We start from the raw sequence: 14,353 nt of genomic DNA on the forward strand, positions 1-14,353 counted from the left end.
GTCGCACACCCGCCGGGCAGGTCAGGCCGGGGCGTCCGCCTGACCGGTCATGATGGCCAGCACCTCCAGCGAGCGCGGCGCGGCGTCGGGGTCCTCGCCGTCCGCCGTCGCCAGGTGCACATGGGCCTCCCGGGCCGCGCGGACCGCCTCCGGCCAGCCCTGGTGCTCCATGTACGCGGTCACCGGAGCGTCCGCGCCGACCTGGTGCATGATCCTCAGCACGCGGAGGACGGCGGCATCGACGAGCTGCGCCTCCTGGGAGTCCCGGAAGATCGTGCCGACGTACTTCTCGGCGGACCAGTTGTCGAGCCAGGTGTCCTCGACGAGCCGGTAGACGGCGTCGGTGACGTCTCCGTACCCGGGCACTCCGGCCAGCCACGCCTCCTGCTGGAAGCCGGGGTCGGAGAGCATGTGCAGCGCGGAGCGCACATTGCTGCGCCAGCGCCACCACGGCATGTCGTTGAGTGGCATACCGCCCATGGTGGTCGAGCGGCGGCCGCGACGGGAAGACTTCTCCGAACCTTGCACAGCAGTCGATCGTACGTTCTTCACCAATGATCTCAAGCCGCCCCCCGGAGTTCACCTCTGCGTCACCATCCATTGCCTCCTCGTCACCAGCCCGTTCCGGGCAGGACGGAAGGCTGCGGTGCCATGACCGGACGGCGCCGCTCCCTTCCCCGCCCCCTTTCCTCCGCCCCCGTGGTCCCGGCCGCTTCGGCGGCGGTGTGTACGGCGGTCCTCGCGTCCCTGCTCTCGGGCTGCGGCTCGCTCGCCGGGGCGGCGGACTCCGGGGAGAAGGCCCCGGTCACGGTGATGACCTGGGCCCCCGAGGGCACCAGAGCGACCAATATGCCGGGCATGCCGGCCATGGCGCAGGCCTACGCCCGCTGGGTCAATTCCCGCGGCGGCATCCGGGGCCACCACCTGAGGGTGCTGACCTGCAACGAGCACAACGACTCGGTGACCGCGGCGCACTGCGCCCAGCGCGCGGTGGACGAGGGCGCCGTCGCCGTCGTCGGCTCGTACAGCCAGTTCGGGCGCTCGTTCATGTCGCCGCTGGAGGTCAAGGGCATCCCCTTCATCGGCGGCTACGGCGCCTCGGACGAGGAGTTCGAGAGCCCGCTGTCCTACCCCGTCAACGGCGGGCAGGCCTCGCTGCTCGCCGGGAACGGCCGGCAGCTGGCGCGCGACTGCAGCCGGGTGGCGCTGGTCCGGCCGGACAGCATCCAGGGCGACCAGATGCCGTCGCTGCTCAACTCCGGCCTGCAGAGCGGCCATCGGCACCCGGTCAAGGACATCAAGGCGCCCGAGGACGGCACCGACTACTCCTCCGCGGTGAACCGCGCGCTGGACGGTGTGGGCGCCGACCCGGCCGTCTTCGGCACCTCGGCGAACGGCGGCAAGGCGCCCGGCTCCTGTGTCACGGCCTCGCTCGGCGATCACACGGACGCGTTCTTCGACTCGTTCCGGCGGCTGCAGGAGGACAGCCCCAAGGTGCGGGTCGCCTCCGTCCTGGGCAGCGTCGGCCAGTCGCTGCTGAACCGTACGGGCGGCAGCGCCGGGCCGCTGGAGGACGCGGACATCACCGGCTGGTACCCGGTCGCGCACGATCCGCGCTGGCAGCCGATGCGCAAGGTCATCAACGACTTCGCCTTCGACGACAACCGCATCGACCCGGCCGACCAGGGCGTCCAGACGACCTGGATCGCCTACACCGTGCTGCGCGCCCTGATCGGGCAGCTCGACGACGCGGGCGTCGACGACATCACCCCGCACGCCCTGCAGACGACGCTGGACCGCGGCGACCGGGCCATCGACACCGGCGGGCTGACCCCGAAGCTGCGCTGGCGGGACGACGACCTGCTCGCCGTCCAGGACTTCCCGCGCATCGTGAACGCGATGGTGACCTACCAGGTCGTCAGGGACGGCGAGCTGACCGCCGCCAAGGACGGCTTCGTGAACGTCACCAAAACGCTGGAGCGGCGGCGCACCGACGACGGCTGAGCCGCGCGGGCCCGGACAGCGGGCGGGCGGGGCGTGCGGCAAGGTGGCGCCCGCCCCCTGGGCGGCTCAGAGCTGTTCGGGGCGGCGCTCGGTCAGCCCGTACTTCTTGGCGAGCGGGTTCCACAGCTGCGCCGCCTGCCGCTTGGCGGTGGTGGCCTGGCCGCTGGCCGCGTTGCCCTGGGCGGTCTGCCTGCTGAGCCGGGCCTTGCCCTTGTGGCAGCCCTTCTTGCTGCCGACCTGGCCGGCCCAGGCCGCGTAGTGGTTGTCCGCGGCCGCCGAGGACTGCCAGGCCTTGGTCAGCGCGGCGGTCAGCTGGTCGTGCTGCGGGATCTTGTCGACGGGCAGCTGCTGCAGCCGCTTGACCAGGTCGTTGCGCTGGCCGGCCGCGGCCCGCAGGTCCTTGGCCGCGCCGCCGAGGTTGCTGCAGGTCTTGATGCCGTTGACGGCGCCGATCACCGAGGCGCGGCTGTTGTTGCTGTCGCCGAGCAGCGCGTCCAGGCCCTTGGCCTGCTCCTGCGCCGGGTCGGTGGAGGGCTTGGGCTGCTCCGGGCTCTTGGCCGCCTTCGTCGTGCCGGACCCGGCGTCCTGCTTCTTCGCGGCGTCGTCGCCGCCTCCGCCGCTCAGCGCCCAGCCGAGGCCGAGGCCGGCCCCCGCGAGCGCCACGATGACGATGCCGACGATCACGGCCGGGGCGAGCTTGCGGCGGCCGCCGCCGTCGCCGCCGTCGTACGGGGCCGGCTGGTCGTAGCCGCCGCCGGGCGGGAACTGCTGACCGGGCGCCTGGCCGTACGGCGGGCGGCCCGGGTCCTCGAAGCGCGGGAGCTGGGCGGTGGAGTCCGGGGCGGCGGCCTGGCCGGGAGTGCCCGGTCCGTCGCGGAACAGGCCGTCGAACTCGGCGGGGGTGGCACGGTCGCCGGGCGCGCCGGGGCGCACGCCGTACGGGGGGCCGGGCGGCGGGGGCGGCGCGCCGGCGCCGACCGGCGGGATGAGCTGGGTGGCCTCGGCGTCGCCCGCGCCCTGGGCGCCGGGCATCGGCGAGGAGTGCGGCTGCGGCATCGGCTGAGCCTGCGGCCGCTGCTGGTTCGGCTTGATCGCGCGCAGCATGGTGGTGGACTCGTCGGGCGTCTCGGGCCGCGAGGCCGCCTCGGGCGGCAGCGGCACGGCACCGGTGCCGCCGGACTGCGCGCCGATGGGGGGTATGAGCGCGGTGGCCTCCGCGTCGCTCGCGGCGGGCGGCAGCGGCGCACCGGTCTGCGGGGTGGCCCGCACCAGCGCGCCGGACGCGTCCTGCGGCTGCTGGCCGTAAGGCTGCTGGGTCTGCTGAGGCTGCTGGGGCTGCTGGCCGTACGGCTGCGGGGACTGCTGGCCGTTGCCGTACTGCTGGCCGTTGGGGTACTGGCCCTCGGGCGGCAGTGCGCCGGGCGCGCCCTGGCCGTCGGGCGCGCCGTGCGGCAGCAGCGCCGTCGCCTCGGCGGCCGACTCGGCCGGCGGCAGCGGCGCGCCCTGCTGCGGGGACGCCTGCTGCGGCGGGGCGGGCGGGGCCGGCGGCGGGCCCTGGGGCGCCGCGGGGAAGCCCTGGCCGCCCTGCGGCTGCTGGGGCAGGGCGGTCTGGGTGGGCTGGGACGCCTGGGACGCCTGGGTCGAGTGGTACGGCGCCTGGTCCGGGGCGTACCCCTGACCGCTCTGGCCGTAGCCCTGCGGCTGGCCCTGGCCGTACGTCTGGGACGGCCCCTGCTCGTAGCCCTGCTGTCCGGCGGGCGCCCCGTCGTACGACTGGGGGGCGGGGGCGGCCTGCTGGCCGGGGCCCCAGGGCTGGCCCCACGGCTGGCCGGCCGGCGGCGCGGCCTGCTGCTCGGGCACCCACGGCTCACCGTTGGCGGGCAGCACTATGCCCTCTCGCGCGGGACCGGCCGCAGAATTCTGCGGGTCGTGACCCTGTCCGCTCTGCGTCACCGTGACTCCTACCAACGTGCAGACCTACGGAATCGTCGGCTGCACGCTACCGGGTCGCAGCAACGTTCGACCACGTCGCCTGGTCACCACCCCCGCCCGCCCCCGCAACGCACCGGGCGGGCCCTGCCCGCGGCCCGCCCGGCCCCGTACGACAAACCCGACGCCGTACGACAAAGCCCCCGTTGTCCTCGCCCGCCCCCCACGGGGCCCCGCGGCGAGGCGTTGTTCACACCTCCCCGGACCGGCTCAGGCCGCCGTGGCCCGCAGCTCCAGCCGGGCGCTGAACTCGCGCACCACCGGCTCGTCCCGGAAGGGCTCCAGGCGCAGCTGGAAGTCCTCCAGATACTCCGCGCCGCGGTCCGAGCGCAGCCCGCTCAGCAGCTCCACCGCCTGGGTGCCGGTGTGGCAGGCCGCTTCCACCTCGCGTTGCTGCACCTGGGCGCCGGCCAGCAGCAGCAGCCCGATGGCCCGCCGCCGCGCCCGGCCCTCCGGGTGGCCGTCCAGCGCCTCCTGCGCACGCTGCGCGGCGGGCCCCGGCTGCCCCAGGTCTCGGTGGCAGTGGGCGAGTTCGTCGGCCAGATACGCCTGGTCGAAGTGGGCGATCCAGACCGGGTCGTCGCCCGACTCGGCCGTCGCGTCGGCGCGCTCCATCGCGGCGACCGCCCGTCCGGCCACCGCCTGGAAGGCCCGGCCGTCGCCCATCAGGGCGTGTCCGCGCGCCTCCGCCGCGCAGAACATCGCCTCCGCGCGCGGGGTGACATGGCCGCGGGCGCCCTCCTGCGCGGCGCGCGCGAGCTGGGCGATCTCGCGGGGGTTGCCCAGCGAGGCGGCGAGATGGCTCATGCTCGCGGCCAGGACGTAGCCGCCGTAGCCGCGGTCCCCGGCCGCCTGGGCCAGCCGCAGCGCCTGGATGTAGTAGCGCTGGGCGAGACCGGGCTGGCCGGTGTCGACGGCCATGTAGCCGCCGAGTTCGGTCAACCGCGCGACGGCGGCGAAGAGTTCCCGCCCGACGGACTCGCGGTACGAGCCGGCCAGCAGCCCCGAGACCACGCTGTTGAGGTAGTGCACGACGACCGGCCGGACGTGGCCCGCGCCGAAGCGGTGGTCGAGTTCGCCGAGCGCCGTGGTCATCGCGCGCACCGCCTCGACGTCCGAGATCCCGACCCGGGCGCCGGCGTTCCGGGCGACCTGGCTGTCCGCGCCGGTGATCAGCCAGTCGCGGCTGGGCTCGACCAGCGCCGAGGCCGCGACCGTCGAGCCGCTGAGGAAGTCGCGCCGCCCGACATCGCTGCGCCACAGCTCGCAGACCTGCTCGATCGCCCCGAGGACGGTCGGCGAGAACTGCAGCCCCACCCCGGACGCGAGGTTCTTGCCGTCGGCCATCCCGATCTCGTCGATGGTGACCGTGCGCCCCAGCTTGCGCCCCAGCGCCTCCGCGATGACGGCCGGCGCCCGGCCCCGCGGCTGCTGTCCGCGCAGCCATCGGGCCACGGAGGTCTTGTCGTAGCGGAGGTCGAGACCGTGCTCCGCGCCGCACATGTTGACGCGGCGGGCGAGCCCCGCGTTGGAACAGGCGGCTTCCTGGATCAGCGACTGCAGCCGTTCGTTGGGCTGCCGTGCGACGAGTGGCCTGGCGGCCATGCTTGTACCCCCTGTGTACCGCGGCGCGTTCACCGGCGAACGCCGTTCCTCGTGATCGATTCCCCGTGAATATGCCGGATATCCGAGAGATCCGGGATATGCGCGATAGGAGAGATCGGAGTGATACGCACTTTGCAGCGGATGCTCGGTTGTGAGCGTTTTGGGGCCTGTCCGGAGCATCCCGGTGCGAAGCGCTCGTTCACGAGGAGGGCGGGTGCGCGGTGCCGTGCACGGATCACGGCGCCGCCGTGCCCGGCTCCCCCCGGGTGCACTGCGGGCTGCCGCCGGGCGGCCTCTCCGCCCGTCACGCAGGTGGCTACCCGCTCCTCGGGCCCCGCCCGCACACGCGCCCCCGCCGGTGCACCCATGCGCCCCACGTGCGAGAACGATGCGCCGGGGGTGCGGCCGCCGCCCCGTAACCCTTGGTGACGGCGGGAGTTGTCCCGTGCGTGGAAGAGACCATCACCGTCACAGGAGCCCCGCAGATCCCCCAGCAGCGCGGCGAACAGCTGCTGGACACCGCGGTGCGTTACGCGGAGGAACGGCACTGGGACGTGTTCCCGGGCGCATGGCTGGAGCACGACGGGAGGACGCCGCGCTGCTCGTGCGGCGCCGGTGACTGCGCAGCGCCCGGCGCGCACCCCACCGTCCCCGACTGGGCCGGGCAGGCCACCGGCAGCGCGACCGCCGTCCGCCGCATGTGGAGCGCGCAGCCGCGGGCCTCGATCCTGCTGCCGACGGGCCGGTCGTTCGAGGCGCTGGACGTCCCCGAGACCGCGGGCTGCCTGGCACTGGCCCGGATGGAGCGGATGGCGCTGCCGCTCGGGCCGGTGACCCGCACCCCCGGCCGCCGGATGCTCTTCCTCGTCCTTCCCGGCGCCTCGGTGAAGGTCCCGGCGCTGGTACGGAGCCTGGGCTGGGTGCCGGCCGCGCTCGATCTGATCTGCCGCGGCGAAGGGGAGTACCTCGCCGCGCCGCCGACCCGGGTGGGGGCGCACGGCTCGGTGCAGTGGGCGCGCCGCCCCACCGCCAGCAACCGCTGGCTGCCGGACGCCGAGGAGCTGATCAGCCCGCTCGCGTACGCCTGCGCGCGGGACGCGGCCGCGGTACGGGGACGCTGACCCGGACCGTTCCGCTCCCCTTGTTCCCGGGGCCGCCGACCGCCCGGCGTCCCGTCTCCCCCGGTCGTATCGTGGGGCCGGACGGGGGTCAGGACGGCCTCTGCGGGGACGTCGGAGGGCAGCACCGGTGGCGAACGAACCGGAAGACATCGAGCGGCGGGACGAATCGGCGCCGCCGCACAGCCGGGCCGCCGCTGCGGGCGGCCCGGTCTCGGCGGCCCCCGGGGGCTCCCTCGCGGGGCCGCCCGCCGTACGCGTCCAGGGCCTGTGGAAGAGGTTCGGCGAGCAGATCGCCGTCAACGGCATCGATCTGACGCTGCCCGCCGGCCGCTTCATCGGACTGGTCGGCCCCAACGGCGCCGGCAAGACCACCACCCTCTCCATGGTGACGGGCCTGCTGCGGCCGGACGCCGGGCTGGTCGAGATCGGCGGGCACGACGTGTGGCGGGACCCGGTGTCGGTCAAGTCCCGCATCGGGGTGCTCCCCGAGGGGCTGCGGCTCTTCGAGCGGCTCTCGGGACGCGAACTCCTCGGCTACATCGGGCGGTTGCGCGGCCTGCCGGGCGCCGAGGTCGACAAGCGGGCCGGGCAGCTGCTGGACGTGCTCGACCTGGCCGGCTCCCGGAACAAGCTGGTGGTGGACTACTCCACCGGTATGCGCAAGAAGATCGGGCTGGCGGCGGCGCTGCTGCACAACCCCGAAGTCCTCTTCCTCGACGAGCCCTTCGAGGGCGTCGACCCGGTGTCCGCCCAGACCATCCGCGGGGTGCTGGAGCGCTACACCGCCTCCGGGGCGACCGTGATCTTCTCCAGCCATGTGATGGAGCTGGTCGAGTCGCTCTGCGACTGGGTCGCGGTGATCGCGGCCGGGCGGATCCGCGCCGACGGACCGCTCGCCGAGGTGCGCGGCGCGGCGCCCTCGCTGCAGGACGCGTTCCTCGAACTCGTCGGCGCCCGGGGCCGCGGCGCGGACGCCGACCTCGACTGGCTGGGCGGTGGCGGCGCCCGATGAGCACCGAATCCGCCACGGCGGCCGCCCCTCGGGGCGCCGCACCGTCCCTGACCGGCGTCTTCGTCCGGCTGAAGCTGTCGCTGCTGCGCAACGGGCTGCGCGGGTCCACCGGCCGCACGCTGGCGTACGTCGGATCCATCCTCGTCGGCCTGCTGTTCACCACGGGCGCGATGCTGGGGCTGCTCGCGCTGCGCGGCACCGCGCACGCCGGCGCGCTGGTGGTGCTGCTCACCGGCATCCTCGCCCTGGGCTGGGCGGTGCTGCCGCTGTTCTTCCCCACCGGCGACGAGACGCTCGACCCGACCCGGCTGGTCATGCTGCCGCTGCGGCCGCGGCCGCTGATCCGGTCGCTGCTGGTTGCCTCGCTCGTCGGCATCGGCCCCTTCGTCACCCTCGCGCTGGTCACCGGCTCGGTGATCGCGGTCGCGGACGGGGCGGCCGCCGCGGCCGTGGGCGTGGTGGCGGTCGTCCTGGTGGTGCTGGTGTGCGTGTCGCTGGCGCGCGCGGTCGCCACCGCCTCGGTGCGGCTGCTGACCAGCCGCCGCGGGCGCGATCTCGCCGTGCTGGGCGGCCTGTTCATCGCCCTCGGCGCCCAGGGCGTCAACATCGCCGCCCAGAAGCTGGGCCGGCCGGACGGCCTGTCCGTACTGGAGCCGGTGGGCACGGTGCTGCGCTGGGTGCCGCCGGCCTCGGCGGTCGGGGCCGTCGAGGACGCCGGACACGGCGCGTACGGGCGGGCGCTGGCCGGTCTGGCGCTGACGGCGGTGGCGCTGGTCGGGCTGTTGTGGTGGTGGCAGCGCACCCTGACCACCCTGATGACGGCCCCGGACTCCTCGACCCTCCAGGCGGTGGAGAAGGACAGCGCACGCGGGGCCGGCAAGGAGGAACGCGGACTCGCGCGCCTGCTGCCGGACGGGCGGACCGGCGCGGTCGTGCTCCGTACGCTGCGCTACGCGTGGCGCGACCCCAAGTCGAAGATGGCGTGGGCGACCGCGCTCGGCGTCGGCCTGCTGGTGCCGGTCGTCTCGGCGGCGCAGGGCAACGGCAGCATCTACAGCTCCTTCTCGGCGTCCGCGCTGCTCGGAGCGCAGATGTACAACCAGTTCGGGCAGGACACCTCGGCGTTCTGGATGGTGGCCTCGACGATCGCCACCCCGCGGGACGCCTACGAGGAACTGCGGGCGCGCGCCCTGGCGCTGGCGTCGGTGGCCGTCCCGTTCGTCACCCTGGTCGTCCTCGGCAGCGCCGCCGTCATCGGGCCCTGGTCGGACTTCCTGGAGGTCTACGGGCTCTCACTGGCCGTGCTGGGCGCGCTGCTGGCGACCGGGGCGCTGTCGTCGGCGCTGTTCCCCTACTCGATCCCCTCGGAGAGCAACAAGAACGTCGCGCCGGGGCAGGGCGCGATCGCCTGGTTCAGCCTCTTCGGCGGGGTGCTGGTGGGCGCCGTGCTGTGCGCGCCGCTGCTGGGCCTGACCATCTGGCTGCACGTCGCCGGTCTGCACCACCTGCTGTGGGTGCTGCTGCCGGTGGGCGCGGTCTACGGCGCGGGCGCCGCGGAGCTGGGCCTGCGCATGGCGGCACCCCGGGTGGCGCGGCGGCTGCCGGAGATTCTGGTCGCGGTCAGCAAGGGCTGAACCGACGGACACCGGCGCGCCGGGCGGCACCGCCCGCGCGCCGGACCGGCGGACGGCGGGGGATCTCAGCCGGGCATCGTGGCCGTCCGGAGGAAGGGTTCGATGGCGGCGCACCAGGCGTCGGGCTGTTCCCACGGGAGCAGATGGCCGGCGTCGGGGATCTCGGCGTACGCGCCGCGCGGCAGCACCCGGACCATCTCCATGGCCTCGGCGCGGCCGAGTTCGGCGTCGAGGCCGCGGACGACGAGGGACGGGCAGGACACCTGGGCGAGTTCCTCCCAATGGGCGTCATGGACCCAGGTCTCGCGGGCGGTGAGCATCTGCCGGCGGGAGAAGACGGGGCGCCAGCCGTCGGACCGCTCGGCCATCACCTCGGCGAAGAACTCCCCGCGGGCGGGTCTGGGCCGCTCCAGCGTCGGGTCGTCCTCGCCGAACCACCTGCGGACGTCCGCGAGGGTGGCGAACGGCACCGGCCAGGACCGGAACCACTCGGTCCACTCGCGCTGCGAGGCCGCGCCGAGCGCCGAGGCCCGCATGTCGCAGATGACCAGCGCGCTGACCAGATCCGGTCTTCGGGCCGCTAACTGCCACGCCGTCAGGGCGCCCATGGCATGCCCGACCAGCGCGACCGGGGCGAGCCCGAGCTGCTCGACGGCCGCGATGGCGTCATCGACATACGCCTCGCGGTCGTACGGCCCGTCGGCGGGCTTCTCGCTGCGGCCGTGGCCCCGCTGGTCCAGCGCGACGGGGCGATGGCGCGCGCTGAGGCGGCGCGCGGTGGCCGCCCAGTGCGAGGCGCGGCCCATCAGGCCGTGGAGCAGCAGGACGCCCGGTCGCCGCTCGCTCTCCTCCAGCCCGCCGCCGATCTTGGGCGGGTCGGTGAATTCCCAGGCGGCGAGGCCTACGCCGCCGACTCCTGTGACATCGATGCGCTGCACCATGTGCCCTGGCACCCCCAATCGTCCCTTGAGCAGCTCCACACTATCGAACCTCTATTCGAACGCACCGTTCCGGCGCGCAATACCCCTCGTTCGAGTGACCTCACTCAAGGATTGGCCGCGCCCGCCACGGGGAGACATCTGCCGGGAGGCGGGCCCTACCGGGAAGGGGGCCCGTGGGGGAAGACCCTGGGAGCTCGGGGCTCCGGGTCTTGGGTGGGGGACATGGGGAGGCAGGGCCCCGGCTGCTCGCAGCGCCGGGGCCCTGACCGTCTCCGTATGACGTGGATGCATCCGAGCCCCCTCCCGGCCAGGACAGGCCGATGCATGGCCATGCGTCAGGGTGGCACGGGACCGGCTGTATCGCACGGATTCGCACAAGTCCGTTCAACCGGAAAGAACGTGCCGAGCCCGCCGAGATGCGCGTCGGCGCAGCTCAACGGGCTCTTGGGGAGGGTTCCGCCGGACGTGCGGAAAAGAATGCGGCTGAAACTGCTGTCAGCGCTTGGCGACAAACACATGGGCGGCGATCTCGGAGTCCAGTTCCGCGGCCTCGCCGCTGCTGCCGACCAGCACCCCGGCCGGCGACTCCGTCACGCTCACCACGGCGCCCGGCTGCACCCCGGCCCGCCGGAGGGTGTACATCAGCTGGGCGTCCGCCTGGATCGGCTCGCCGATGCGGCGCACCACGGCCGTCTTGCCGTCGGCCCCGGCGTCCAGATCCATCAGGCTCACCATGCCGGCGTCCAGGAACGGGTCGCCCCCGGCCGTCTCGCCCAGCTCCTCCAGCCCCGGGATGGGGTTGCCGTACGGCGACTCCGTCGGGTGCCGCAGCAGCTCCACGACGCGGCGCTCGACCGCCTCGCTCATGACGTGCTCCCAGCGGCAGGCCTCGGCGTGCACCTGCTCCCATTCGAGCCCGATGACGTCGACGAGCAGGCATTCGGCGAGGCGGTGCTTGCGCATCACCCGGGTCGCCAGCCGGCGGCCCTCCTCCGTCAGCTCCAGATGCCGGTCACCCGCGACCGTCAGCAGCCCGTCCCGCTCCATGCGCGCCACGGTCTGGCTCACCGTCGGGCCGCTCTGTTCGAGCCGCTCCGCGATGCGGGCGCGCATGGGCACCACACCCTCCTCTTCCAGTTCGAGGATGGTGCGGAGATACATCTCCGTGGTGTCGATCAGTCCGGACATGCGTGCCCCTTGATGTGTGGTGCGGTGGCCCTGGACTCAATTCTGACGCATCCCACCGACAACGGAGCCGCCTCGTCGGTGCGCGCGACCCTCCCGGCCGTATTGACAGGGCACAGGTCCAGACCGCAACGTGATCCGCGCCACTGATCAGATACGACGAGATACGACTGATCCGACGAGAGGGGCCCGCGTCCATGGCTCAGAGCGACCGGAGCGACCGGCCGGCCGGGAAGTTCTTCGACGCCGCGATCGACCTGCTGCGCCAGGTCCGCGACGAAGAGGGCGACCGGATCACCGCGGCCGGGCACCTGATCGCGGACACCGTGGCGGCGGGCGGCCGGGTCTTCTCCTTCGGCGCCGGGCACTCCTCGCTCCCCGCACAGGACACGGTCTACCGCGCGGGCGGCCTGGCGATCATGAACCTGCTGTCCGTCCCCGGCGTGGTCGGCGTGGACGTCCGGCCCGCGACCCTCGGCAGCGCCCTGGAGCGGGTCGACGGACTGGCCGGGGCCGTCCTGGACACCAGCCCGCTGGAGGCGGGCGACGTACTGGTGATCATCTCGCTCTCCGGGCGGAACGCGCTGCCCGTCGAGATGGCGAAGCACGCCCGCGCCCTCGGTATCAAGGTCATCGGGGTGACGTCGGTGGCGTACGCGACGGCGACGACGTCCCGGCACGCCTCGGGCGGCTTCCTCAAGGACCACTGCGACCTGGTGCTGGACAGCCGGATCCCGGTCGGCGACGCCGAGTTGACGCTGCCGGGCATCGACGCGCCGTTCGCCCCCGCCTCCACGGTCGTCACCAGCGCGATCATGCAGGCCGTGGTGGCGACGGCCGCCGGCACCCTCGCCGACCGGGGCATCGACCCGCCGCTGCTGCGCTCGGGCAACGTCGACGGCGGGCACGACTGGAACGCCCGGGTGATGAGCGAGTACGCGGACCGGATCTTCTACCGGCAGTGAGCGGCGGCCGGCCCGGGAGCGAGGGCCTGTCTCAGAGGGACGCCGCGCCCGCGAGGTCGAGGGCCGTGGCGATCCGGGCCGCGACCTCCTCCGCGTAGTCCGCGTCCGCCCGGTCGAAGGGGCGGCGCGCGGGCGTCCGCAGAAAGGTCGCGACGCCGAGCGTGCGCCCCCGGCTGCGCAGCACCACACACAGACCGTGGACGGTGCCGTCCGGCCAGTTGCGGGCGGCCGCCCAGCCCTCGGGCGAGGCCGGACCGGCGCTGCTGCGCACCGAGCCGCGCCGCTCGTACGCCTGGATCGCCGGATGCCCCGGCACGTACGGCGCGGGGATGCCGGTCGCCGCCACCACCTTCGAGGGCCCCGGGGACCCGGCCGGCGAGGCCAGCGCCCGCACCAGCCGCGGCACCGACCGCCGCGGTCGGGGGGCGGCCTCGGCGCCGGAGGGGTCGGACGGGGCGGCCGGGCCGGGCGGGCCGGAAGCGGAGGGCGCCGGGTCGCCCGTGTCGGCCGCGTCCTCCGGGCCCGCCCCGTCGGGCGCGCCGGAGCCACCGGAGGCACGGGAACCCTCCGCCCCGCCGGGCGCCGCCCCCCCTTCCTCCCCGCCCGCCCCGCCGGGCCCGGCGCCCTGCGCGGCCTCACCCCCGGCCGCCTCCTCTTCCCCGACCGCCTCGCCGTGTCCGACGCCCTCCTCCACGCCGTCCTCCACGCCCTCCCCGACGCCTTCTCCGCCGTCGTAGCCGGAGCCGTACGCCTCCCCGTAGCCGGGGCCGTACGCGTCGCCGTACGCCTCGCCGCCGTACGCGTCCTCGTAGACGTCGTCCTCGGCGACCGTGCCGTACGGCTTCGGGGCGGGGGGCATGGCGAGGTCGACCAGGCCGTGGTCGGCGAAGCCCGCCAGGGCGAAGTCGAGGTGGACCGCGGCGGCCTCGGCCGGGTCGGGGCACTCCGCGGCCGCGCGGCCGGCCCGGTGCAGCTGACGGGCGCGGAAGCGCAGCAGGGAGCCGTCCTGCTCGGCGCGCTTGGTGTCCGTGACGTCCTGGAAGAGCCAGGCCACCCCCAGCGGCACCGGCTCCTCCGCCAGCGGGGAGGCCAGCCGCACGAAGCCGCTGCGCCAGCACCGGCGCGGCAGCTCGGCCTCCTCGGCGCGCAGCGTCACCCACAGCTCCGCGACGGCCGGCGGCGCGCCCTCGGCGAGGACGTGCTGCAGGGCGCACTCCACCTCCTCGACGCCCTGCGCCAGCAGCTCGCCCAGAGGGCGGCCCAGCAGGGCGGTGCGCCCGACCCCCAGGGCGCGGGCGGCGTGGGCGTTGACGACGGCGGGCCGCAGATCGGCGTCGATCAGCATGACGCCCCACGACGCGTCCTCGAACAGGGCCTCGCTGAGCGCGATGGACCGCTCCAGGTCCATCTGCGTGTGCACCTCGCTGAAGGCGCAGTACACCCCGGCGACCCGGCCGCCGGGGCCGCGGACCGCGGAGGCCTGGGTGCGGACCAGGACGCGGTGGCCGTCCTTGGTCAGCAGGGCGAACTCCTGCACCTGGCGGCCCGGTGAGCGCATGGCGGCCGTGAGGGCGGCGTCGATCTCGTCCGCGTCCTCCTTGCGGACCGCCCAGCCGGCCAGGCCCGTACGGCCGACCGCCTCGGTGGTGGTCCAGCCCAGGATGCGTTCGGCCTCGTGGTTCCAGTGGGTGACCGTGCCGTCCGCGGCGAAGGCGACGAGGGCGGCGTCCATGCCGTCCAGGAGCGCGGCGAGCAGACCGGAGTCGTCGCGCTCGTCGGCGGAGCAGCGCGCCGCCGACGCGGAAGAAGCTGACGAAGCAGTCACTGGCACCCCTCACGAACGCGGCCGCACGTGCTCCACCTGGGAACATTCAACTGGAACGTGACACACCACACA

The 14,353-nt window shown here is 74.5% G+C and carries 11 protein-coding genes; 5 read left to right on the top strand and 6 right to left on the bottom strand.

Annotated elements, in window-relative coordinates; all coding sequences use genetic code 11:
- Positions 1 to 21: 21 nt before the first annotated feature.
- The gene (locus K7396_RS14630) at positions 22 to 480 is read right to left on the bottom strand and encodes an SCO4402 family protein (RefSeq protein WP_086718619.1); all 459 of its coding nucleotides are present in this window, start codon (positions 478 to 480) and stop codon (positions 22 to 24) included.
- Between the two features lie 171 nt (positions 481 to 651).
- Here K7396_RS14630 and K7396_RS14635 point away from each other — a divergent pair, with 171 nt between their 5' ends.
- Complete coding sequence (locus tag K7396_RS14635) at positions 652 to 2,004, top strand: ABC transporter substrate-binding protein (RefSeq protein ID WP_086718618.1); 1,353 nt, start codon at positions 652 to 654, stop codon at positions 2,002 to 2,004.
- Positions 2,005 to 2,070: 66 nt separating this feature from the next.
- Here K7396_RS14635 and K7396_RS14640 read toward each other — a convergent pair whose 3' ends face one another.
- Together K7396_RS14640 and K7396_RS14645 are read right to left on the bottom strand one after the other, a co-directional pair.
- Positions 2,071 to 3,957: a hypothetical protein gene (locus tag K7396_RS14640; protein WP_223659955.1), complete on the bottom strand. Its 1,887-nt coding sequence runs from the start codon at positions 3,955 to 3,957 to the stop codon at positions 2,071 to 2,073.
- A 246-nt stretch (positions 3,958 to 4,203) separates the two neighbouring features.
- A complete protein-coding gene (locus tag K7396_RS14645; RefSeq protein WP_152104716.1) occupies positions 4,204 to 5,598 on the bottom strand; it encodes a transcriptional regulator in 1,395 nt (464 codons plus the stop codon).
- A 449-nt stretch (positions 5,599 to 6,047) separates the two neighbouring features.
- Here K7396_RS14645 and K7396_RS14650 point away from each other — a divergent pair, with 449 nt between their 5' ends.
- The 3 genes from K7396_RS14650 (at position 6,048) to K7396_RS14660 (ending at position 9,365) form a co-directional block, all read left to right on the top strand.
- Complete coding sequence (locus K7396_RS14650; protein ID WP_086720286.1) at positions 6,048 to 6,719, top strand: bifunctional DNA primase/polymerase; 672 nt, start codon at positions 6,048 to 6,050, stop codon at positions 6,717 to 6,719.
- 127 nt (positions 6,720 to 6,846) lie between these two features.
- Complete coding sequence (locus K7396_RS14655) at positions 6,847 to 7,731, top strand: ABC transporter ATP-binding protein (protein ID WP_174886942.1); 885 nt, start codon at positions 6,847 to 6,849, stop codon at positions 7,729 to 7,731.
- A complete protein-coding gene (locus K7396_RS14660; RefSeq protein WP_086720285.1) occupies positions 7,728 to 9,365 on the top strand; it encodes a transporter in 1,638 nt (545 codons plus the stop codon). The genes K7396_RS14655 and K7396_RS14660 overlap by 4 nt, the downstream gene beginning before the upstream one ends.
- 65 nt (positions 9,366 to 9,430) lie before the next feature.
- On the opposite strand, the gene K7396_RS14665 is transcribed toward K7396_RS14660, so the two are convergent.
- Positions 9,431 to 10,306: an alpha/beta fold hydrolase gene (locus K7396_RS14665; RefSeq protein WP_152104717.1), complete on the bottom strand. Its 876-nt coding sequence runs from the start codon at positions 10,304 to 10,306 to the stop codon at positions 9,431 to 9,433.
- A 495-nt stretch (positions 10,307 to 10,801) separates the two neighbouring features.
- Positions 10,802 to 11,494 (bottom strand): metal-dependent transcriptional regulator, encoded by a 693-nt coding sequence (locus K7396_RS14670; RefSeq protein ID WP_086721725.1) that lies wholly within the window; start codon positions 11,492 to 11,494, stop codon positions 10,802 to 10,804.
- A gap of 194 nt (positions 11,495 to 11,688) precedes the next feature.
- Here K7396_RS14670 and K7396_RS14675 point away from each other — a divergent pair, with 194 nt between their 5' ends.
- The gene (locus K7396_RS14675) at positions 11,689 to 12,456 is read left to right on the top strand and encodes an SIS domain-containing protein (protein ID WP_086721726.1); all 768 of its coding nucleotides are present in this window, start codon (positions 11,689 to 11,691) and stop codon (positions 12,454 to 12,456) included.
- A gap of 31 nt (positions 12,457 to 12,487) precedes the next feature.
- On the opposite strand, the gene K7396_RS14680 is transcribed toward K7396_RS14675, so the two are convergent.
- Entirely contained in the window at positions 12,488 to 14,281 is a 1,794-nt protein-coding gene (locus K7396_RS14680; RefSeq protein ID WP_223659958.1) for a PAS domain-containing protein, read from the bottom strand.
- Between the last annotated feature and the right edge of the window lie 72 nt (positions 14,282 to 14,353).

The sequence above is a fragment of the Streptomyces angustmyceticus genome (assembly GCF_019933235.1).
In the GTDB taxonomy this organism is placed as follows: domain Bacteria; phylum Actinomycetota; class Actinomycetes; order Streptomycetales; family Streptomycetaceae; genus Streptomyces; species Streptomyces angustmyceticus.

Excerpts from the sequence above, each read along its gene's own strand:
- K7396_RS14645 (WP_152104716.1), bottom strand. The coding sequence starts at position 5,598 with ATGGCCGCCAGGCCACTCGTCGCACGGCAGCCCAACGAACGGCTGCAG.
- K7396_RS14665 (WP_152104717.1), bottom strand. The coding sequence starts at position 10,306 with ATGGTGCAGCGCATCGATGTCACAGGAGTCGGCGGCGTAGGCCTCGCC.
- K7396_RS14675 (WP_086721726.1), top strand. The coding sequence starts at position 11,689 with ATGGCTCAGAGCGACCGGAGCGACCGGCCGGCCGGGAAGTTCTTCGAC.
- K7396_RS14670 (WP_086721725.1), bottom strand. The coding sequence starts at position 11,494 with ATGTCCGGACTGATCGACACCACGGAGATGTATCTCCGCACCATCCTC.
- K7396_RS14630 (WP_086718619.1), bottom strand. The coding sequence starts at position 480 with ATGGGCGGTATGCCACTCAACGACATGCCGTGGTGGCGCTGGCGCAGC.
- K7396_RS14635 (WP_086718618.1), top strand. The coding sequence starts at position 652 with ATGACCGGACGGCGCCGCTCCCTTCCCCGCCCCCTTTCCTCCGCCCCC.
- K7396_RS14660 (WP_086720285.1), top strand. The coding sequence starts at position 7,728 with ATGAGCACCGAATCCGCCACGGCGGCCGCCCCTCGGGGCGCCGCACCG.